Source organism: Streptomyces sp. NPDC001068, assembly GCF_042897315.1.
Lineage (GTDB): Bacteria > Actinomycetota > Actinomycetes > Streptomycetales > Streptomycetaceae > Streptomyces.
Genome location: NZ_JBIAYD010000001.1, coordinates 774,691 through 795,289, shown reverse-complemented (window position 1 = coordinate 795,289; position 20,599 = coordinate 774,691). Strand labels below are relative to the sequence as shown.

Annotated in this window: 15 protein-coding genes; 11 read left to right on the top strand and 4 right to left on the bottom strand. The window is 72.7% G+C overall.

Annotation, left to right across the window (positions count from 1 at the left end; translation table 11 throughout):
* Positions 1–98: 98 nt before the first annotated feature.
* Entirely contained in the window at positions 99–689 is a 591-nt protein-coding gene (locus tag ACFY3I_RS03475; protein WP_390859132.1) for a TetR/AcrR family transcriptional regulator, read from the bottom strand.
* Positions 690–1,257: 568 nt separating this feature from the next.
* Between ACFY3I_RS03475 and ACFY3I_RS03470 the strand changes: the two genes are divergently transcribed.
* From ACFY3I_RS03470 to ACFY3I_RS03455, 4 genes are all read left to right on the top strand, one after another.
* On the top strand, positions 1,258–4,782 hold the full coding sequence (locus tag ACFY3I_RS03470; protein ID WP_390859131.1) for a phosphodiester glycosidase family protein: 3,525 nt from the start codon (positions 1,258–1,260) through the stop codon (positions 4,780–4,782).
* Between the two features lie 680 nt (positions 4,783–5,462).
* Complete coding sequence (locus ACFY3I_RS03465; protein WP_390859130.1) at positions 5,463–6,557, top strand: DUF1996 domain-containing protein; 1,095 nt, start codon at positions 5,463–5,465, stop codon at positions 6,555–6,557.
* 13 nt (positions 6,558–6,570) lie between these two features.
* Entirely contained in the window at positions 6,571–8,334 is a 1,764-nt protein-coding gene (locus ACFY3I_RS03460) for a discoidin domain-containing protein (RefSeq protein ID WP_390859129.1), read from the top strand.
* A gap of 81 nt (positions 8,335–8,415) precedes the next feature.
* Positions 8,416–9,459 (top strand): LacI family DNA-binding transcriptional regulator, encoded by a 1,044-nt coding sequence (locus ACFY3I_RS03455; RefSeq protein WP_390859128.1) that lies wholly within the window; start codon positions 8,416–8,418, stop codon positions 9,457–9,459.
* Positions 9,460–9,646: 187 nt separating this feature from the next.
* Here ACFY3I_RS03455 and ACFY3I_RS03450 read toward each other — a convergent pair whose 3' ends face one another.
* Positions 9,647–10,087, bottom strand: coding sequence for an SRPBCC family protein (locus ACFY3I_RS03450; RefSeq protein WP_390859127.1), 441 nt, complete (start codon positions 10,085–10,087; stop codon positions 9,647–9,649).
* Between the two features lie 158 nt (positions 10,088–10,245).
* Here ACFY3I_RS03450 and ACFY3I_RS03445 point away from each other — a divergent pair, with 158 nt between their 5' ends.
* The 4 genes from ACFY3I_RS03445 (at position 10,246) to ACFY3I_RS03430 (ending at position 13,539) form a co-directional block, all read left to right on the top strand.
* Complete coding sequence (locus tag ACFY3I_RS03445) at positions 10,246–11,268, top strand: DUF2278 family protein (RefSeq protein ID WP_390859423.1); 1,023 nt, start codon at positions 10,246–10,248, stop codon at positions 11,266–11,268.
* Between the two features lie 150 nt (positions 11,269–11,418).
* Entirely contained in the window at positions 11,419–12,060 is a 642-nt protein-coding gene (locus ACFY3I_RS03440) for a phosphoribosyltransferase (protein WP_390859126.1), read from the top strand.
* 16 nt (positions 12,061–12,076) lie between these two features.
* Complete coding sequence (locus ACFY3I_RS03435) at positions 12,077–12,499, top strand: TIGR03668 family PPOX class F420-dependent oxidoreductase (RefSeq protein WP_390859125.1); 423 nt, start codon at positions 12,077–12,079, stop codon at positions 12,497–12,499.
* Between the two features lie 89 nt (positions 12,500–12,588).
* The gene (locus tag ACFY3I_RS03430) at positions 12,589–13,539 is read left to right on the top strand and encodes a serine/threonine-protein kinase (RefSeq protein WP_390859124.1); all 951 of its coding nucleotides are present in this window, start codon (positions 12,589–12,591) and stop codon (positions 13,537–13,539) included.
* Between the two features lie 71 nt (positions 13,540–13,610).
* Here the strand turns inward: ACFY3I_RS03430 and ACFY3I_RS03425 are convergent, their stop codons facing one another.
* Positions 13,611–16,019 carry a SpoIIE family protein phosphatase gene (locus ACFY3I_RS03425; protein WP_390859123.1) on the bottom strand — a complete coding sequence of 803 codons (2,409 nt, stop codon included), beginning with the start codon at positions 16,017–16,019 and terminating at the stop codon, positions 13,611–13,613.
* Positions 16,020–16,258: 239 nt separating this feature from the next.
* Here ACFY3I_RS03425 and ACFY3I_RS03420 point away from each other — a divergent pair, with 239 nt between their 5' ends.
* Both ACFY3I_RS03420 and ACFY3I_RS03415 read left to right on the top strand, forming a co-directional pair.
* A complete protein-coding gene (locus ACFY3I_RS03420; protein ID WP_390859122.1) occupies positions 16,259–16,489 on the top strand; it encodes a response regulator transcription factor in 231 nt (76 codons plus the stop codon).
* Between the two features lie 60 nt (positions 16,490–16,549).
* On the top strand, positions 16,550–17,686 hold the full coding sequence (locus ACFY3I_RS03415) for an NAD(+)/NADH kinase (RefSeq protein ID WP_390859121.1): 1,137 nt from the start codon (positions 16,550–16,552) through the stop codon (positions 17,684–17,686).
* 102 nt (positions 17,687–17,788) lie between these two features.
* Here the strand turns inward: ACFY3I_RS03415 and ACFY3I_RS03410 are convergent, their stop codons facing one another.
* The gene (locus ACFY3I_RS03410; RefSeq protein WP_390859120.1) at positions 17,789–19,132 is read right to left on the bottom strand and encodes a hypothetical protein; all 1,344 of its coding nucleotides are present in this window, start codon (positions 19,130–19,132) and stop codon (positions 17,789–17,791) included.
* A gap of 65 nt (positions 19,133–19,197) precedes the next feature.
* Here ACFY3I_RS03410 and ACFY3I_RS03405 point away from each other — a divergent pair, with 65 nt between their 5' ends.
* Positions 19,198–20,484, top strand: coding sequence for a molybdopterin-dependent oxidoreductase (locus tag ACFY3I_RS03405; RefSeq protein WP_390859119.1), 1,287 nt, complete (start codon positions 19,198–19,200; stop codon positions 20,482–20,484).
* Positions 20,485–20,599 lie beyond the last annotated feature (115 nt).

Below are 20,599 nucleotides of genomic sequence, written 5' to 3'. Positions count from 1 at the left end.
CGATCAACCTACCGGGCGGTGTCCGGCGGCCCGTCCCGGCCCCGTGCCCGACGGCGTGCGGCGGTCGTCCGCGGCGTTGGGCCGCGGACGCCGGCGGGTCAGGAGGAGGCCGCGGGGGCCGGTGCCGCGTGCCGCTTGAGCTGGTCGGCGACGTTGGCGAGCAGTTCGTCCGAGAGGGCGGGGTCGGCGACGGCCCGGGACATGAGTGTCGCGCCGACCAGCGCGCTGAGGGTGAGCATGGCCTCGGACCGGGCCTCCTCGGACCCCTCGCCGAGACCGGCGATCAGCTCCAGGTAGGAGCGGACCTGCCTCTCGTAGGCCTCCTTGAAGCCCGCGTCCGCGCGTCCGGCCGCGGCACCGAGCGTGACCAGGGCGCAGCCCGTGGCCGGTGCGTCCCGGTGCCGCTTGCCCAGGTAGGCGTCGATGAGACCGGTGCGCGGCTCCGTCTCGTTCTTGCGTGCGGCCCGCTCCATCTTCGCGGTGCCCTCGGCAAGCGCCTCCGTCACGGCCTGGCCGATCAGGTCCTCGCGCGAGGCGAAGTGCTTGTAGAAGCCGCCGTGCGTGAGCCCGGCCTCCTTCATCAGTTCGGCGATGCCGGGGCGGGTGACGCCCTCCGCGCGGACCTTGCGAGCCGCGATCCGCAGTACCCGCTCACGGGACGCCGCCTTCTCAGCCTGTGAGTGTCCCATGCCGGGCCTCCCTCCGAGTGGGCGGCCGTCACCGCCCAGAAAGTAGATGAAGCCCATCATACAACCCGGCTGCAAATTAGCTCTGAGCTGCGAATTCTCTACAGATGGGATGATGGAGAGCTTCCTGATTCCGCTGGTTCCCGCGGCCACCGGCCCCGGGCGTGGAGCAGTGCGGCGCAGGGTCGGCGGCGAGCTGTCGACGCACCTCGGGACTCGGCCGGGCGCGACCCGGCGAGCCGGGCGTGGCCGGGTGCGGGGGGATGCCCGGCGGCCGGGACCCGGTGCGGGCGCCCCTCGCACGCCGTGCGTCCGGGATCCGCCGGCTTCGCGGGGGTCAGTTCACGCGGGCCGGCGGCCTGTTGGCCGTTGCGGGCTCGTCCAGCGGTCGGTGCCCGGCGAGTTGCGGGACCTGGCGGCGGTGCCGAGGCGCCCACGGGGACATGGCCCGACGTTCATCCGGCGGATGATCATTCCTCAACTCGATGAATCACCGTATTCAGTGCCTGAGAGTTCGCTGTGGATCATGTTTGGTTTGATAACACAACGCACTCATTCACGGGGTCATGCCGTGAGACGTCGCGCGGCGTCGGCCACCGGCGTCGCCGCACTCGCACTCGTCCTGACGAGCATGTCCACACCGGCCGCGCCGTTCGCCTCCGGCGACACCCCGTGGCTCCCCCGGCAGCTCGACTCCTGGTCGACCATCACCCGGCAGACGATGTCCGAGCCGGCCCAGGTGACGGAGGGGGTCACCTACTCCGGCGGCGCGATCGACGCGATCGACGGCCGGGTGCCGGTCGGCGTCGTGTCCGCGGACACCCGGAACTCGAACGTGCGCCTCGGCGTTGCGGTCTCGCACGATGCCGTGGTCGACCCGCAGGACGAGACGACGACGTCGATGGCCGTCCGCACCGGGGCGGTCGCCGGGATCAACGGCGGCTATTTCCAGATCAACGCGTCCGGTCAGGCGAACGACGGCGAGATCGTCGGCGGTGAGATCTGGAAGAGCCCGACAGCGAACCACGAGGGCACCGTCGCGGTGCTGCGCGACGGCTCCGTCGCCTACGGGGACCAGGTCTTCAGCGGTTCCGTCGCCGTCGACGGCGGCGCGAGCCGTCCGCTCACCTCGGTGAACCGGCTGGCCGACGCGAGCGGTGACGGCATCACCGAGATCACGCCGCGACTGGGCGACGTCTCGAAGACCTGGTTCGGCGGCACCAAGGTCGTCGCGGTGGGCACCTCGGACGACAAGGGCGCGACGATCCGGATCACCGGTGTGACCACCGCCGACTCGGTCTCGGGACAGCAGTACGGCCTGGTCGGCGGCGACGCGGCCGACGCGAGCGGCCGGTGGATCCAGGAGAACGTCAAGGTCGGTTCGGTCGTGACCACCACGCACCGGATCAGCCCGGACAACGACATCCAGGAGATGATCCAGGGCCCGGGCCGCATCCTCAAGGACGGGGCGGTCTTCCGGGACCCGGTCAACCAGATGCCCAGCGGCCTGCACCCGGAGTCGGCGATCGGCAGCACCGCCGACGGGCACCTGGTCATGGCGACGTTCGACGGCCAGAAGGCGGCGGACGTCGCGCTCGGCGTGGGCTGGCAGCAGGTGGCCTCCTACCTGCAGTCCATCGGCGTGCGGGACGCGGTCCTGCTCGACGGCGGCGGCTCGACCGCCATGGCGGTGCGTCAGCCGGGCGACACCCGGGCCACGCTGGCCAACACGCCCTCCGACCTCTCCGAGCGGCCGGTCGCCAACGGCCTGTTCGTGTACTCGACCTCGACCACGGCAGGCAAGGCGAGGAACGCCTACGTCAACGACGACGACGACCTGTCGACGGCCGAGGGCGTCGTCTCGAAGGTGAAGGCCTTCGCGACGGACCGCGCCGGCAACCCCTCCAGCGACCCGGTCTCCGTCACGGCCGAGCCCAGCAGCCTGGGCACCTGGTCCGGCGGAGTCTTCAAGGCCGGCACCGCCGGTTCCGGCAAGCTGATCGTGCACGCGGGCAGCAGGACCGGCCACGTGAAGATCACGGTGGCGCCGACCTTCGACAAGCTGGGCGTCACCCCCGCCCAGCAGGGTCTGGCCAACAACGCCTCGCAGAAGTTCACGGTGCGGGGCACGAACGAGAAGTCCGCGGCGGTCGACGTCGCGCCCGAGTCCGTGACCTGGACGCTCGACCGTAGCGACCTGGGCAGGATCGACCCGGCCACGGGGGTGTTCACCGCGGCCGCCACGGGCAGCGGCGAGGTCCACGTCACGGCCGCCGCCGGCGGCCGCACGGCGACCGCGACGCTGAGCATCGGCTCGGTCATCAAGCCGCTGCTCACGGCCGACAACGCCGCGGAGTGGCAGATGCGCGCGGACGGCGGCGCCGTCACGGTGCCCGCCGACCGCTTCGCCGAGACCAGCGACGTGCCGCCGGGCTCCGGCCAGGCGCGTGCGCTGCAGGTGCAGTACTCGTTCCCGAACGACACCAAGCAGCACCGGGTGCGGGTGATCCCGAACAACGGCGCCGGCGCCAAGGCCGACAAGAACGAACTGGGCCAGGTGCCGCAGAGCCTGCGCTTCCAGTTCAAGGTCGAGAGCGCGGCCCCGCAGAAGTCGTGGATGGTCCTCAACGTCTCCGACGCCGAGGGGCACCTGATGGGGCTCTGGCTGGAGCTCGCCCCGAGCGACTACAACCGGTGGAACGAGCGCAGCGCGAAGCTGGTCTGGGGCGTGTTCACGTCCTACCCGCTGACCATCCAGGACATCAGCCTGGTGGGCCAGAACGCGACCGGCGCCAACGTCGGCAAGTTCACCTTCGCGGGGATGAAGCTCCAGTACTCCGTCGGCACGCCCGCGCAGGAGACGCCGTACCAGGCGATCAACCCGAACAACCCGTCCTGGCTGCAGTACACCGAGGACCCGGCCGACTTCCGGCCCGGCGGCCAGACGTTCATCATCGGCGACGACGGCCACCTGGTCGCGGCCAACCCCGACTCGACGAGCGTCAAGAACATCGCCGGCATGGTGAACCGCACCACCGGCCAGCCGTTCCGGACCGTGTCCGGCCAGACCGTCGCGCCACTGCCGGCGCAGGCCCGTCCGGACGTCGCGCTGAGCCTCGGTGACATCGCCGACACCGGCAACAAGGACGACCTCTCCTACGCCAAGGCGCAGTGGGAGCAGTTCGGCCTGCCGGTGTACGACGTGGTCGGCAACCACGAGGTGAGCCAGGGCGCCATCCCGGAGAACACCAACTTCTACGACGTGTTCAAGCAGAACACGCACTTCTCGTTCCGGCAGGGCCAGGCGACCTTCATCGGGCTGGACAACTCCAGCGGCTCGATCTCGGCCTCCGACAGGTTCCAGCAGCCCGCGGAGCCGCAGTACCCGTGGCTGGCGCAGCAGTTGGAGAAGGCCACGACCCCGGTGGTGTTCGTCGGTGTGCACATGCCCGCCTACGACCACGCCCCGAACAAGTCGAACCAGTTCTCCAGCCGCTGGGAGGCGCAGCAGTACCTCCAGCTGGTCCAGGACTACCGGCTGTCGCACCCGAACCAGCGTGTGGTGCTGATGTACGGCCACTCGCGCGGCTTCGCCGACCAGCTCATCGACCCGCTGGGCAACGAGGCGGACGCGAAGCTCGGCATCCCGCAGTTCACGATCGCCGACATCGGCACGCGGCCGTACGTCGCCGCCGACAAGGGAGGCCTCTTCCACTTCGCGCTGTTCCACGTCAACCAGGACGGGACGGTCCAGTACTCGGTCCAGGCCATGCTCAAGTCGATGACCATCGACCAGGGCACCGCGGGCTCCGACGCGGACGCTCCGCGCACCGGCACCATGGTCGCCGGTGAGGCGAAGCAGTTCACGGCGACCGCCGTGAACGCCAACGGCAACGACATCAGCGACCCGCCGACGATGCCGGTGGCCGACCCGATGTCCCATGTCTGGGAGAGCTCGAACAGCAAGGTCGCCAAGGTCGACCCGGTGACCGGCGCGGTGACGGCGCTCAAGCCCGGCACCACCACGATCTCGGTCACCACGGGCGGCATCACCAGCAGGCTCGACCTGACGGTGTCCAAGGCGGCCGTGAGCTGACCCCCACCACCCCCTGAACCGGGGCGGCCGGCCCTCCGCCCGGAGCCGCCGGCCGCCCCTCGGCCGAGTCCCCGACATCCCACGGGGCGCCACCGCTTCGCATCTCCTGCGGCGACCCGGCCGCGTCGGCTCCGGTGGCCCCTGGCCCGGCAGCCCGTTCGCGGCCCTGACCGAGCGGCTGCGCGACGAACCGGGCCGGCGGGTTCACGAGATCCCCGTCGGTCACAACATGGCCCGCCGCGACCCGCAGGCCCTCGCCGCCGTTCTCGGCGCGCTGCCGTCCGGTCCCGGCTGACGCGCGGTCACCCGCCGTCGGCGCCCTCGCGTCTCCGCCCGCGGTGCGTGTCATGGAGGTCTCCGGGAGGGGTGTCGGAGCGCGAGCGGGCAGGCGCCGCGGCACGTGGCAGTGCATGCCGAAGGCAGCTCCCCGACGCTTAGTTCACGTCTTGATTTAACTGGTGAGGTTCAGTGGGAGGCAAGCCCTCCGCAGCCGGAATCTTTCCCGGGCCGCCTCGGACGGAGCCCTTGACACCTTGATGACATGGCCTCAACACTCCATCACGGGAGAGCGCTCTCCCATCCGTCTCCCGGTGCCCCCTCGCGTCGGTTCGACCGACATCACGTCATGCGGGCGTCTGGCGACGACCTCTGACACCCCCACCGTTCAGGAGGAGGTCTCCATGCCACGGAGATCGAAAGGACTGTCAGCCACGCTGATCACCGGCGCGCTCCTGCTGACCTCGCTCGGCCTCGGCGGTATCGCCGTCAGCGCCGGGCCGCCCGCACCGAACAGCGCCGCCGCCAGGTCGTTCGCGGCCACCCACTCCGGTCACGCGATGGCCGCGTCCACGGCCAACTCCCCGGAGGACCCGGACGGAGACGGCTACATCCTCGCCAACCCGCAGGTCACCGGCGTCACCCCGTCCACCCAGGACCCGCCGCACCGCTACTTCCACGAGTTCCAGGCCAACTGCTCGGTCACCCACACCAGGCCGGACGACCCCATCGTCTACCCGCAGCAGCCGGGCAAGTCCCACGACCACACCTTCATGGGCAACACGACCACCGACGCCAACAGCACGACCGCCTCGCTGACGGCCGGCGGCACCACGTGCAAGGCCCCCGGCGACCTGTCCGGCTACTGGATGCCCACCCTCTACAACGGCGACCAGCAGATCCTGCCCGTCGGCCCGCAGGTCATCTACTACAAGGCCGGTGTCACCGACTACACCAGCGTCCGGCCCTTCCCCAAGGGCCTGCGTTTCGTCGTCGGCAGCCCCATGCAGAGCGCCGACGAGTTCCGGCACCACCCCGGGTTCGTCGAGGGCTGGGAGTGCGGTGACAGCTACTTCAACACCGAGTTCCCCGCGACCTGCCCCAACCGGGCGGACGTCCAGCTCAACATCCGCTTCCAGGCCCCCAGTTGCTGGGACGGCAAGTACCTCGACACCCCCGACCACAAGAGCCACATGGCCTACCCCGTGGTCAAGCCCGGCACCAACGACAACATGTGCCCGGCCGACCACCCGGTGGCACTGCCGATGATCGAGTTCAAGATGGCCTTCCCCGTCAACGGCGACATGTCGAAGGTGCGGCTGTCCAGCGGCACCGGACACAGCTTCCACTACGACTTCTTCAACGCCTGGGACGCGCCCACGCTCAAGGCCCTGGTCGACCACTGCGTCGTCGGCGGTCTCCAGTGCGACGCGCGCGGCTACGACGAGACCCACCCGGAGGCGGGCGCCGCGCTCGACGAGCACTACCGACTGCCCTGAGGAGCCTGCCGAGATGACCTCACGCACCCGCATCCGTAACCGAACCCCCCGCCGCATCGCGGCGCCCCTCACCGCCGGCGTGCTGGCCGCCGGGTTCCTCGCCGCCCTGCCCGCCGCCCAGGCCCACGCCGCGGGCAGCGTCGTCAAGGTCACCGGCGGCCAGGGCGCCTGGCAGCTGACCGTGGACGGGCAGCCGTACCAGATAAAGGGCCTGACCTGGGGCCCGAGCGTCTCGGACGCCGAGAAGTACCTGCCCGACCTCAAGTCCATGGGCGTCAACACCATCCGCACCTGGGGCACCGACGCCACCAGCAAGCCGCTGTTCGACTCCGCCGCCGCCCACGGCGTCAAGGTGATCGCCGGCTTCTGGCTCCAGCCGGGCGGCGGCCCCGGCAGCGGCGGCTGCGTCAACTACCTGACCGACACCGCCTACCGGAACCAGGTGCTCGACGAGTTCCCCAAGTGGGTCCAGACGTACAAGGACAACCCCGGCGTGCTCATGTGGGACGTCGGCAACGAGTCGGTCCTCGGACTCCAGAACTGCTACAGCGGCGACGAGTTGGAGAGGCAGCGCGACGCCTACACCACGCTCGTCAACGACATCACCAGGAAGATCCACGCGATCGACCCCAACCACCCGGTCACGTCCACGGACGCGTGGGTCGGCGCCTGGCCCTACTTCAAGAAGAACGCCCCGGACCTCGACCTGTACGCCGTCAACTCCTACAACGCGGTCTGCGACGTCAAGGCCGCCTGGCAGCAGGGGGGTTACACCAAGCCCTACATCGTCACCGAGACCGGTCCGGCCGGCGAGTGGGAGGTCCCCGACGACGCCAACGGCGTTCCGCTGGAGCCCTCCGACCAGGCCAAGGCCGACGGCTACACCCGGGCCTGGGGCTGTGTCACCGGGCACAAGGGGGTCGCGCTCGGCGCCACGATGTTCCACTACGGCACCGAGTACGACTTCGGCGGCATCTGGTTCAACCTGCTGCCCGCCGGCCAGAAGCGCCTGTCGTACTACGCCGTGAAGCGGGCCTACGGCGGCGACACCAGCCACGACAACACCCCGCCCGTCATCTCCGACCTGACCGTGGAGGGCGGCGCGGGACAGGTGCAGGCCGGCCGTGACCTCGTGCTGTCCGTGAAGGCCACGGACCCCGACGGCGACCGGATCTCCTACGAGGTCCTCGACAACAGCAACTACATCGACCAGAGCAAGAACCTCGCCTCACTGCCCTTCACCGACCTCGGCGGCGGCCGGCTGAGGTTCACCGCGCCGGACCGGCCGGGCGTCTGGAAGGTCTACGTCAAGGCGACCGACGGCAAGGGCAACGTCGGCGTCGAGACCCGCTCGATCCGGGTCGTCCCGCCGGTCCCCTCCGGCACGAACGTGGCCCGCGGCAAGCCGGCCACCGCCTCGTCGTACCAGGCGAGTTACGGTGACTGCCCGTGCACCGCGGCCAACGCGGTCGACGGCAACCAGACCACGCGCTGGGCCAGCGACTGGAGCGACCCCCAGTGGCTCCAGGTCGACCTCGGCACCCGCACCACGTTCCGGCACGTACAACTGTCGTGGGAGGCCTCGTACGCCAAGGCGTACACGATCCAGACCTCCGACGACGGCCAGAACTGGCAGACCGTGCGCACCGTGACCGACGGCAACGGCGGCATCGACGACTTCGACGTCACCGGCACCGGCCGCTACGTCCGCGTCAACGGCACCGCACGGGGCACCGGCTGGGGCTACTCGCTGTACGAGTTCGGCGTCTACGCCTGACGGACGGACCTCTCCCGGAGCGCGCACCCGCTCCGGGAGAGCGCTCTATTGCCGCAATCGCAGGTCCGTTAGGGTGCTCCCATGAACAGACGGGCCCCGACGCTGGAGGACGTCGCCCGGGAGGCGGGTGTCTCCCGGGCGACCGTGTCCCGGGTCGTCAACGGCATCCGCAACGTCGATCCGGAGATACAGGAACTGGTCCGCGGGGCCATCGAACGGACGGGCTACGCGCCCAACCGGGCCGCCCGTTCGCTCGTGACCCGGCGGGCCGAGACCGTCGCCCTGGTGGTCTCCGGAGCCGGCGGCGCCCCCGCGGACGGCGGCAGCGACGGCTTCACCACCCCGGTGTTCGCGGACCCCTTCTTCGGTCGGGTCGTCAGCGGGATCGTGGGCTTCCTGCGGCCCCGCTCGATGCATCCCGTCCTGATGTTCGCCGACTCCGCCGAGGCCCGCCAGGAGGTGCTGACCTACCTGCGGCAGGGGCGCGCCGACGGCGCCCTCGTGGTCTCCACCGCCGCGGACGACCCGCTGCCCGCCCTGCTCGCCGACGCGCGGCTGCCCGCGGTCCTCTTCGCCCGCCCCTCCCGCCCGGTCCCGCTCAGCTACGTGGACCTGGCGCACCGGGACGGCGGGCGGCTGGCCGCGGAACACCTCCTGGCGCGCGGCTGCCGCCGGCCCGCCACGGTCTGCGGCCCCCTCGACGTGGCCGCGAGCCAGGAGCGGCTCGCCGGGTTCCGTGACACCCTCGCCCGCCACGGCCACCCGTACGTGCCGGTCGCCGAGGGCGGGTTCACCCTGGACAGCGGTCTCGCCGCCATGTCCGACCTGCTGGACCGCCACCCGGACACGGACGGCGTGTTCGCCGCCAACGACCTCATGGCGCAGGGCGCCTGCCAGATCCTGCTGGAGCGCGGACGCCGGGTCCCCGAGGACGTCGCGGTCGTCGGCTTCGACGACTCCAGCATCGCCCTGACCTGCCGGCCCCGGCTCACCACGATCCGCCAGCCGGTCGAGGAGATGGCCGCGGAGATGGCCCGCCTGCTCGACGAGCACATCCACGGCGCGCGCACCGACCCGACGTCCGTCGTCTTCGACCCCCACCTGGTGCTGCGCGACTCGGCCTAAGGGCTGTCCCGTAGTCCCCGGCGGGCGCACGACGACAGCTACGGCACCTCGCGGCGTTGTCGGGGTCGCCCGAATACGCCCAGTATGAGGGCGACCCTCCGCCTTGCGATGCACCGCATCCGACGCCGTGCGCCGACCCACCGGGGATTACGGGACAGCCCATAGGCGTGTCGCCCTCCCGTGCCGCCTAGGCCTTCCTGAGCAGTGTGTTGACGGCCCGGCCGAACACCGCCCTGGAGGTTCCGTGCACCAGCGGGTCGAGAGCCGACGGCAGGCCCCGGACCGCCAGTTCCTCGTGCCAGCTCACCCGGGTGCGGCCGCCGGGTCCCGGGTGCACCGCCAGTTCGGCCCAGCCGCGCACCACCCGGCCGCGTTTGACCAGGCGGCAGCGGCCGGGACCGCCGTCCTCGGGGGGCTCCCAGACGGTCACCTCCATGGGGTCCTCGAAGGCCAGCGGCCCGAGCCCGGAACGGGCCACGAAGACCGTGCCCACGCGGGTCGGTGGATCGGTGAGCACGGTGACGCGGGTCAGGGGGACCGCGTCGGCGTGCGCGGACCACTCCGTGAGCCGGCGCCACGCCTCGTCGATCGGCAGCGGAACCGTGCGTTGGAGAAGGAAGGTGACCACGGAACGATCGTAGAGAACCGGACAGGCTCCGCGGGTCGCACACCGTCTGTTCACAGGACCGTCAGAAACGTCCAACCTGGGACCGGCGGCGGGTCCGGGCCCGTACGATTCGCGCCATGGGCGGGCAAACCGCCTGCCCGCACGGGGAGTTGGTCGACATGCCGTTGAAGACCTATGGCGTACTGATCGGCCGGGCCGTCGACGTCCGGCGCGAGGGCGCCGGCGACAGCCCGCACTACCAGATCCACCTCACGGATGACACCGGCGTCCACTACCGGGCCGCGGTCAACGTCCTCTCGCAGCAGAAGCCCGCCGAACTGCTCTACCTCGTCGACGACGACTTCCGGCACCCCCTCACCGCCCGCCTCCAGGGCCTGGCGGGCGGCTGGAACACCCTGCCGCCCGGGCCCGGCGGCCCCAACCTCGACTTCGTGCGCGGCAACCTCTTCGACCCGGCGAAGATGCGCGTCCTGCCGGCCGACCGCACCGGCCCCGACAACGACCTCGCGGACCTGCTCGACCACTACGTGCGCCGGGCCGTCGACGACCCGAGCGCCCGCCTCCACCTCTTCGGCGAGCGCTGGGGGCCCGAGACCGGCGTCAAGGACAAGATCTTCGGCTTCCTGCCCGGCAACGGCGTCCACGACATCCACATGAACCAGGGCAACAGCGGCCGCTTCAGCAGCGACGACGGTGTGTGGCAGGACGGCGGGCTGCTGATCCGGCTCCCCGGAGACGGCGGGGGCCCGGAGCGCTGGGTCGGGATCTTCCTGGCCTTCCAGAACCAGGCCTGGCACACCGACGACGTCACGGGCCACGCCCTCGACGGGGTCGACACCTCCCGTCCGGCACCCGGTGACCAGCCGGTCCGGATCTTCGCGGCGCTGGTGGACCCGGCCGGCCCGGCGCCCGAGGCGGAGGCCGTCACCCTCTTCAACGCCTCGCCCGCGCCGGTCGACCTCACCGGCTGGCGGCTGCTCGACCGCATCGGCCAGGCCTCCCCGGTCCCGCCCGGTGCCCTGGCCGCCGGCGCCGTGCTCGCCGTGCCGCTCTCCGGCGGCGCCCGGCTCGGCAACCACGGCGGCGAGATCACCCTCCTCGACGCCGGCGGCCTCAAGGTGCACGGGGTGTCCTACACGGCCGGACAGGCGGCCCGCGAGGGGTGGTGGGTGGTCTTCTGACCCCGGCGGCTCGTGGGCCGGTGGGGTCGGTGGCGGGTGCCGGGGTCCGTGCGCCTCGCCGTGCGCATCCCACGGCCGGACCCGGCCCCCGGCGCCTCGGGGTGTGACCATGGGAGAAGGGGACCGATCCCCGGCCGGAGAGGGCGAGCCGTGCGCTACCGCGACCGAGCCCAGGCCGGCCGCGAACTCGCGGCCGTCCTGCGCGAACTGAGCGACGAGGGCGGCCTGCCGGACCCCGTGGTGCTGGCGCTGCCGCGGGGCGGCGTGGCCGTCGCCGTCCCGGTCGCGCGCGAGCTGTCGGCCGCGCTGGACGTGCTCGTCGTACGCAAGATCGGCGCCCCGCACCACGAGGAGTTCGGCGTCGGCGCGATCGCCGGCGACGACCCCCCGCTGCTCGACCGGGAGGCCCTGGCCGGTCTGGGCCTGGCCGGGGGCGCCCTGGCCGCCGTGGTGGAGCGCGAGCGGCGGGAACTGCGCCGCCGCGAGCGCTGTTACCGGCACGGGCGGCCGGCGCCCGACCTGCGCGGCCGGACCGTGATCGTCGTCGACGACGGCCTGGCCACCGGCTCGACCGCCCGTGCCGCGCTGTGCCACGTACGGGTCCGGGGTCCGGCCCGGACCGTGCTCGCCGTCCCGGTCGGCGCGCCGGACTCCCTGGACGCGCTCGCCGCCGAGGCGGACCTGGTCGTCTGCCCGTACCGGCCCGTGGTGTTCAGCGCGGTCGGCCAGTGGTACGACGACTTCGCACAACTGACGGACGCCGACGTGCTGGACGCGCTCGGCGGTATCTGACCGGGAAGGGGACGCCGTGCCGGAACTGGCCGGGGACGAGGCGCGGCGGCGGTTCGCCGGGGCACGCGTGGCACGGCTCGCGACCGTCGACGGAAGCGGCCGCCCGCACCTGGTGCCGGTGGTCTTCGCGTGCCACGGGACCGACGGGATCGTCACCGCCGTGGACCACAAGCCCAAGACCACCCCGCGCCTCAAGCGGCTGCGCAACATCGCGGCGAACCCGTCCGTCACCCTGCTCGTGGACGAGTACGACGAGGACTGGGACCACCTGTGGTGGGTCCGGGCGGACGGCGACGCCCGGGTGGTTCCCGACGGCGCGCCGGCGGTCGCGGGGCCGCTGCGGGAGAAGTACCCGCAGTACCGGGAGCGGCCGCCGAACGGCCCGGTGATCATCGTGACCGTGGCGCGCTGGACCGGCTGGCAGGCGGTCGCGGGATAGGCGCCGGCGGCGTGCCCCACCCCGGGCGGGAGCTCCGCCCGGCTGGTTACGATGTGGACAGACCGGACACGCTACGGGCTGGACACGCCATGGCGACGCGCATCGCGGGTTACGAGGTCGGGGGCGAGATCGGACGGGGCGGAATGGCCGTCGTCTACCGTGCGACGGACCTGCGCCTGGACCGCACCGTCGCCCTGAAGCTGCTCGCCCCCGAGATGGCCCGCAACGACACCTTCCGCCGCCGCTTCACCCACGAGTCGCGCGTGGCGGCGGCCCTCGACCACCCCCACATCGTGCCGATCTTCGAGGCCGGCGAGACGGACGGCGTGCTGTACATCGCGATGCGCTACGTGCCGGGCCCGGACCTGCGCGCGCTGCTCGACCGGGAGGGCGTGCTGCCGGTGGCCGCGGCCCTGCGGATCGCCGCGCAGATCGCCTCGGCGCTGGACGCGGCCCACGAGCACGATCTGGTGCACCGGGACGTGAAGCCCGGCAACGTGCTCGTGGCGCGGGGCACCGACGGCGACCACCCGGAGCACGTGTATCTCACGGACTTCGGGCTCACCAAGAAGTCGCTGTCGCTGACGGGGTTCACGACGGTCGGCGAGTTCGTCGGCACGCTGGACTACGTGGCGCCGGAGCAGATCTCGGGCCGGCCGGTCGACGGCCGGTGCGATCTCTACAGCCTCGCCTGCGTGGTCTTCGAGATGCTGGCGGGCGGCCCGCCGTTCGTCCGGGACGAGGACATCGCCCTGCTGTGGGCGCACCAGTACGACCGGCCGCCCGTGCTCAGCGAGGTGCGGTCCGGACTGGCGCCGGGGCTGGACGAGGTGTTCGCCAGGGCGCTGGCCAAGGTTCCCGAGGACCGTTACGGCTCCTGCCTGGAGTTCGTGGGCGCGCTGCGGCTCGCCGCGTTCGGCGTCGTACCGGGGGAGTCCGTCCCGCCGGAGCCGGCGGCGCGGCGGACCCCCACGGTCCGCCGGGACGCCACGCCCGCCCCCGGCCCGCCCGCCTGGGCCCAGCCGGTGTTCGGCCCCTAGGCGGTGTTGTGCCCCTGCCCCCCATTGCCCCCGCCCCGCCGCGCGCCCGCCCCGCCGCGGCCCTCGGCGCCTCAGCCCTCGGCGAGGAACTGTTCGGCCCAGACGGTCTTCCCGGTGGTGGCGTGGCGGGTGCCCCAGCGCTGGGTGAGCTGGCCGACCAGGAGCAGACCGCGGCCGCCCTCGTCGTAGGTGTGGGCCCGCCGCATGTGCGGTGCCGTGTTGCTGGAGTCGAAGACCTCGCAGGTGAGCGTGTGGTCGTCGTGGATGAGACGGAGCCGGACGGGCGGCCGCCCGTACCGGAACGCGTTGGTGACCATCTCGCTGACGACCAGCTCGGTGGTGAACGCGGCCTCCTCCAGGTGCCAGGCGAGCAGTTTGTCGGTGGCCTGTTTGCGGGCGTCGGCGACGGCGGACAGGTCGAAGGGCAGTTCCCAGGTGGCGACCCGGTCGGCGTGCAGGGCCCGGGTGCGGGCGACGAGCAGGGCGATGTCGTCGTCGGGGCGGTGCGTGAGCATGGTCGTCAGGACCCGGTCGCAGATGGTGTCCAGGCTCTCCGCGGGGCACGCGAGCGCGCCGAACATCTTGTCCAGGGACTCGTCGATGTCGTGGTCGCGGGGCTCGAGCAGTCCGTTGGTGTAGAGGGCGATCAGGCTGCCCTCGGGCAGCTCGGTCTCGAAGGACTCGAAGGGCAGCCCGCCCAGGCCCAGCGGGGGCCCGGCGGGGACGTCGAGGAAGCGGACGGTGCCCGAGGTGACCACGGCGGGCGGCGGGTGTCCGGCCCGTGCGACGGTGAACCGGCGGGTGACCGGGTCGTACACGCCGTACAGGCAGGTCGTGCCGACCCCGCCCGCGGACTCCTCCGCGTTGTCGGCGCCGGACTCCTCGGCGGACAGGTGGGCGACCAGGTCGTCGAGGTGGCTGAGGAGTTCGTCGGGGGGCAGGTCGACGTCGGCCAGGGTGCGTACGGCCGTGCGGACCCGGCCCATGGTGGCCGCGGCCCGCATGCCGTGACCGACCACGTCGCCCACGACGAGCGCGACCCGCGTCCCGGACAGCGGGATCACGTCGAACCAGTCGCCGCCCACCCCGGCCTGGCTGACCGAGGGCAGGTAGCGGGTGGCGATGTCCAGCGCCGCCTGGTCGGGCAGCGTCTGCGGGAGCAGGCTGCGCTGGAGGGTCATCGTGGTGGTGTGCTGGCGCCTCGCGCGTTCGGAGCCCCGGATGCTGGTGGCGGTGCGGGCGGCCAGCTGCTCGGCCAGCCACAGGTCCTCCGGGGCGAACGGCTCGCTGCGCAGATGCCGTACGAACAGGGCCACCCCGAAGGTGGTGCCGGCCGCGCGGAGCGGCACCGCCATCAGCGAGTGCGCCCCGCTCTCCCGGACCCACGCGGCCGCCAGCGGATCCTCCCGGGCCCAGCGGGCCACGATCTCGTCGTTGCACGCGTACACCGTGCCCCGCCCCTCGGTCAGACACCGGCCCGAGGGCGACCAGGGCGGGCAGAGCAGGATGTCGCCGGAGGGGTGGGGGAGCGGCGGCCCCTGGGGCGCCGCCCGTACCGCCGCCCGGCGCAGCGCCCGCCTGCCGTCGGCGGGCGCCCCCGGTCCGGCCGCGTCCAGCAGGTCGACGGCGCAGGCGTCGGCGAAGGCGGGGACCACCACGTCGGCCAGTTCCCGCGCGGTGCGCTGCACGTCGGAGGTGGTGCCGATCCGCACGCCCGCGTCGCTCAGCAGCAGCATCCGCCGCCACACCAGCTGCTCGGCAGGATCGGAGTGGACCGTCAGCGTCACGGCCCGCACCCGCCCGTCCGTGTCCGTGAGCGGGGCGAGCTGTCCGTGCCAGTCGTGGTCCGGGGTGGCCGGGTCCAGACGCAGGCGGACGTCCTCGGGTCCGCCGCCGGCCAGGATCCGCCGCATGCCGGACTCGGCCTCGGCGCAGCCCCCGAACGGTGCCAGGTCGGTCAGCCGCAGCCCGCGCATCGTGCCCTCGGCCAGGGACAGGCTGCGCTGCATGCCGACGCTGGCCAGTACCAGCCGCAGTCCCTCGTCGAAGACGGCGGCGACGCACGGGGACTGGTCGAAGGCCCATTCCCCGAGGGTGCGGTCGGCGGCGGCCACCCGCGACGCGGTGAGGGCGCACACCACCCGCCATTCCGTGCCGCCCGGCCGGTCGCCGGAGGCGCGGCGGTGCACGAGCACGTCCCGGTCCAGCCGGTGCCCGTCCCGGTGGCGCAGGGCGGCGGTCCCGCTCCACCGCGGGCACGCGGCCGCCTCGCGCCAGGTGTCCCCGCCCGGGTCGGCGAGCAGCCGGCAGGCTTCCTGCCCCAGGATCTCGGCGGGCGGGTAGCCGAGCAGCAGTGCCGCCCCGTCGCTCCAGCCGGCCACGGCACCCCGCTCGTCGACCGTCACCACGGCGGTGTAGGCGCTCTGCGGTACGGCGTGGGCCTGCGCCCGGCTGCTGGGAGGGGTGGGACGTCGTTCCATGCCGCTCATCCTTCGCGGAACCTGCACGGCCGGCTCTTCTCCCAGGATGATCCCGGCGGACACGGAGCACCAATCCGCCGCCGGTACCACCCGGCCGTCGACGGCACACGCACCCGGGGTCGCTGTGACAGGCCTGTGACGGACGGCGGACGCCGTCATGACGTGGGCTTGTGAGGGTTCTGTAAACGGACAAATCGTAGGTAATCGTAGTTATCGGTCAATCCGGCAAGGGAATCCACATGAGCTCCGCCGTTGTCACCCAGCGCACCGAGAACGCCGCCGTCGCGCTGGCCCCGCGGGAGCGCGAGACGCTGAAACACATCGCGGCGGGCTGCACCTACCTGCAGGCCGCGCGCCTGATGGGGCTCTCCCGGCACACCGTCGACGCCTACCTCCGCCGGATCCGCGCCAAGCTCGACATCAACACCACGGCCGAGCTGACCCGGCTGGCCGTCTCACTTGGCCTGTGAGATCCGCCCGGCCGTGACAGCGTGGGAGCAACGGCTGCGCACGGGGTCCAGGAGGCGGAGATGACAGTGAACGGGCTCGGACTGGTGGTCCACGGGGGCCGGGCGGAGGCGGTGGACGCCGCCCGGACCGTACGCGCGTGGGCGGCGGAGCACGCCGTGCCGTGCGCGGACATCGACGTGTGGAACGACGGCGGACGGCACAGCTCCGACGAGGAGGTCGCGGCCGCGGGCGACCCCGACCTGATCGTCACGCTGGGCGGCGACGGCACCTTCCTGCGCGGCGCCCGGCTCGCCGCCCACAGCGACGCCCTGGTCCTCGGCGTCGACCTGGGCCGGGTCGGCTTCCTGACCGAGGTGGCGGCCTGTTCGGTACGGGAGGCGCTGGACGCGATCCGCGAGGACCGGTACAGCGTCGACAGCCGGATGCTGCTCACCATGCGCGCCTCCCGCCGGCTGGAGATGCCCTCCGACGTGGAGGACCTGATGCGCTACGGCCGCGGGCCGCTGCTGCCGCCGCCGCAGGTGCGCACCGACTGCCAGGAGGACATCGACTGGGGGGTGCCCCTGCACGTCGTCGCGGTCAACGACATCGTGCTGGAGAAGCTGTCCCGGGACCGTCAGGTGTCGGTCGGCGTGTACATCTCCGGGCGGCTGCTCGCCTCCTACTCCGCCGACGCGCTGCTGGTGGCGACCCCGACCGGCTCGACCGCCTACAGCTTCGCGGCCGGCGGTCCCGTCGTCTCGCCCTGCGCGGACGCGCTCGTCTTCACCCCGGTCGCCCCGCACATGACGTTCAACCGCTCGGTGGTCACCGCCCCGGACGAGGCCGTCGGCCTGCGGGTCCTGGAGCGCTCCGGGCGGGCCGCGGTCAGCGTCGACGGACAGGTCCGCGGCATCCTGGAGCCGGGGGACTGGATCGGCGTGTACGCAGCCCCGGCCCGGCTGCGGGTGGTCCGGCTGTCGCCGACGGACTTCTACGGCCGGCTGCGCGAGCGCATGAACCTCACCGACGCCCCGGCCGCGGTCGCCGACGGCACCCCTCCGCCCCTGTGGTCGTCGCGGACGCCTCCCCCCGACGACATGGCGCACCTCTCGCTGCTGCCCGTCGGCCTGCTGCCCGCCGAGGAGGAACCCTGCTTCGAGGTGCCGAGGGAGACGGCGAAGGACGACGCCGCCGCGGCGCCCGGACGGAGCTGACCTACCCGCAGGGCATGGGCGTGCGGACCGGGGATGAGTGACGGGGCGTGCGGGACCGGCGCCGCCGCCTCCCCGCGCCGGCCACCCCTCCGCGGTGAGCCGTCACCACCCGGTGAACAGCAGATGGTTCAGCAGCAGCGCGAGCAGCGCCTGTCCCGTCAGCCAGGCGCGCGGCCGGGGCAGGAACGCGCACGCCGGCAGCAGCCACATCGCGAACGGCAGCCAGATCCGCTCCGTCTCCGCCTTGCTCATCCCCGACAGATCGGCGGCCAGCAGCGCGAGCAGCGCGACCGCCACCAGGAAGGCGAGGCGGACCGGCGCGGAAGCCGTCGTACGGCGGTGGACCAGCGCGGCGCCGGCCCGCCGCAGCCCCGCCACCGTCGCCGGACCGACGACGAGCACCGTGCAGGCCAGGTTGGCCCACACCCAGTAGCCGTACGGCCGGGTGCCGCCGACACCCTGGTAGTAGCGGGTCACCAGCAGCCGGTACCCCTGCCACCAGTCGAACCCGGCGAGGGTGAACACGACCGGGACGACCGCCGCCCCCGCCACCAGCAGCGCGAGGACCACCGGCCGCGCCCGGACCCGGCGCCGGCCGAGCACCAGCACAGCCGCCCCGATCAGCGCGAAGAGTGTCAGGCCGTACGACAGGTAGCAGGTCAGCCCGTACAGCAGTCCCGCGCCTGCCGCCCACCCCACGGACCGTCCGGTGACCGCCAGCGCGAGCAGCGCCACCGTCCAGGCGGCGACGGCCGCGAAGTACCCGTCCGCCGAGGCGCCCACCCACACCGCCGCCGGCGCCATGACCAGGAACGGCGCGGCCTGCCGGGCGAGCCGCTCGGCGGCCAGCGCCCGTACCGCGACCAGTACGGCGACACAGGCGGTGGAGCCGACGGTGATGCACCAGGCGCCCGCCCAGCCGCCGCCGCCCAGCCCGGCGCGGTCGAGGAGGACGAAGGTCAGGGTGGCCGCCGGCGGGTGCCCGGCGATGTGGGCGGGCCAGGGCGCGGGGGTGCCGCTCACGATGTGGTGGGTGAAGTCGCGCAGGGCCGCCGGGATGTCGTGGAAGCGGCCGATGACGGTGAGGTACTCGTTCGGGCTGGTGAGCCGCCCGGCCACGCCCCGCTGCCAGCCGTCCACCAGCGCCAGCGACCAGGTCCAGGCCAGACAGGCGCCCCAGGACGCGGCCAGCAGCCCGCGCCAGGGCAGACGCACCGCCAGGGCCGGCCCGTACGCCACCACGGCGGCGGCGACCAGCAGGGCGGCCGGGGTGCCCGGGCCCACGTGCGGGTCCCAGTTGGCGAACACCGGAGGCCAGTTCACGAACAGGTTGTGGAAGTCGTCCTGGAGGTGCCGGCCGACCAGGACGGCGGCGAGCACCAGCAGTGCGGCGGTGAGGACGGCGTACAGGTCGCCGAGGCGGTCGCGATGGGGAGCACGGGTCACACCGGAACGTTAGGTCGGCGACCGGGCGCAAGACCGGATCAAGCGGCTGACGTCAGACTTTCGTCATGGGTCGCGCACCCGTTCCGGGGGTTCTCCCGGCCTACGGTCTGACCATGCGACACGACGACCCACGGCTTCCCACCTCACCCGGTTTCTGGCGCAGCCCGCTGCGAGGCACCTGGTTCACCGCGGTGCTCGGCCTCGTACTGCTCGGCGGGATCACCGTGCTGTTCGTCACCGGTCTGGTGTCGTACGCCGCGTACAACCCCGACCTGGCCCCGGTGAACGACCAGACCCCGGACAAGGGAATCCTCGGCTTCTACCTCTTCTCGTGGCCGACCGACCCGTCCTGGCTCTACCGCTTCACCCAGGGCCTGCACGTCACCCTCGGCGTCACCCTGATCCCGGTGCTGCTCGCCAAGCTGTGGTCGGTGGTGCCGAAGCTGTTCACGCTGCCCCCGGCCCGCTCGCTCGTCCACGCGCTGGAGCGGATCTCGCTGCTGCTGCTGGTCGGCGGCGGCCTGTTCGAGTTCACCACCGGCGTCCTCAACGTCCAGCTCGACTACGTCTTCCCCGGCTCCTTCTACCCCCTGCACTTCTACGGCGCCTGGGTGTTCTTCGCCGCGTTCCTGGCGCACGCGGCCCTGAAGACCCCGGCCGCGCTCAGGGCGGTCCGGCAACGGCGGCGGGACGAGGCCGAGCTGGCGGCCGTACGTCCCGACGCGCCGACCGTGTCCCGGCGCGGGGCACTGTGGTTCGTCGGGGGCGCCTCCCTGCTCCTCCTCGTCACCACCGCCGGGCAGAGCATCGGAGGCGCGCTGCGGCGCACCGCCCTGCTGGCACCGCACGGCGGAGCCGACCCCGGCAGCGGCCCGAACGGCTTCCAGATCAACAAGACGGCCGCCTACGCCGGCATCGACGCCAGGGTGACCGGCGGCGAGGCCTGGCGTCTGACCGTCGTGGGACGGGACGGCCGGACGGTCCGTCTCAGCCGCGCCGAACTCCTCCGACTGCCCCTGCACAGTGCCGCGCTGCCCATCGCCTGCGTCGAGGGCTGGTCCACCGCCGACCAGTGGTGGCGAGGCGTGCGGCTGCGGGATCTCGCGGCTCTCGTGGGCCACGACGGCGACCCGCCGGACGTCATGGTCGAGTCGCTCCAACTGCACGGCGCCTTCCGCCGGGCGGCCCTGCGCGCCAACCAGGTCGCCGACCCGCGCTCCCTGCTCGCCCTGACGGTGAACGGCGAGGACCTGTCCCCCGACCACGGCTATCCGGCGCGCGTGATCGTGCCCGCCGCGCCCGGTGTGCTCAACACCAAGTGGGTGGCCCGGCTCACCTTCGGAGACCTGTGATGCGACGACGTCCCGTCCTCGGCAGCCCCCTGCAACTCCTTCTGCTGGCCTGCTCGTTCGCGCTCGCCGTATACGCCGGTCTACGGCTGCTGTCCGGCGACTGGCTCGGCGTGGC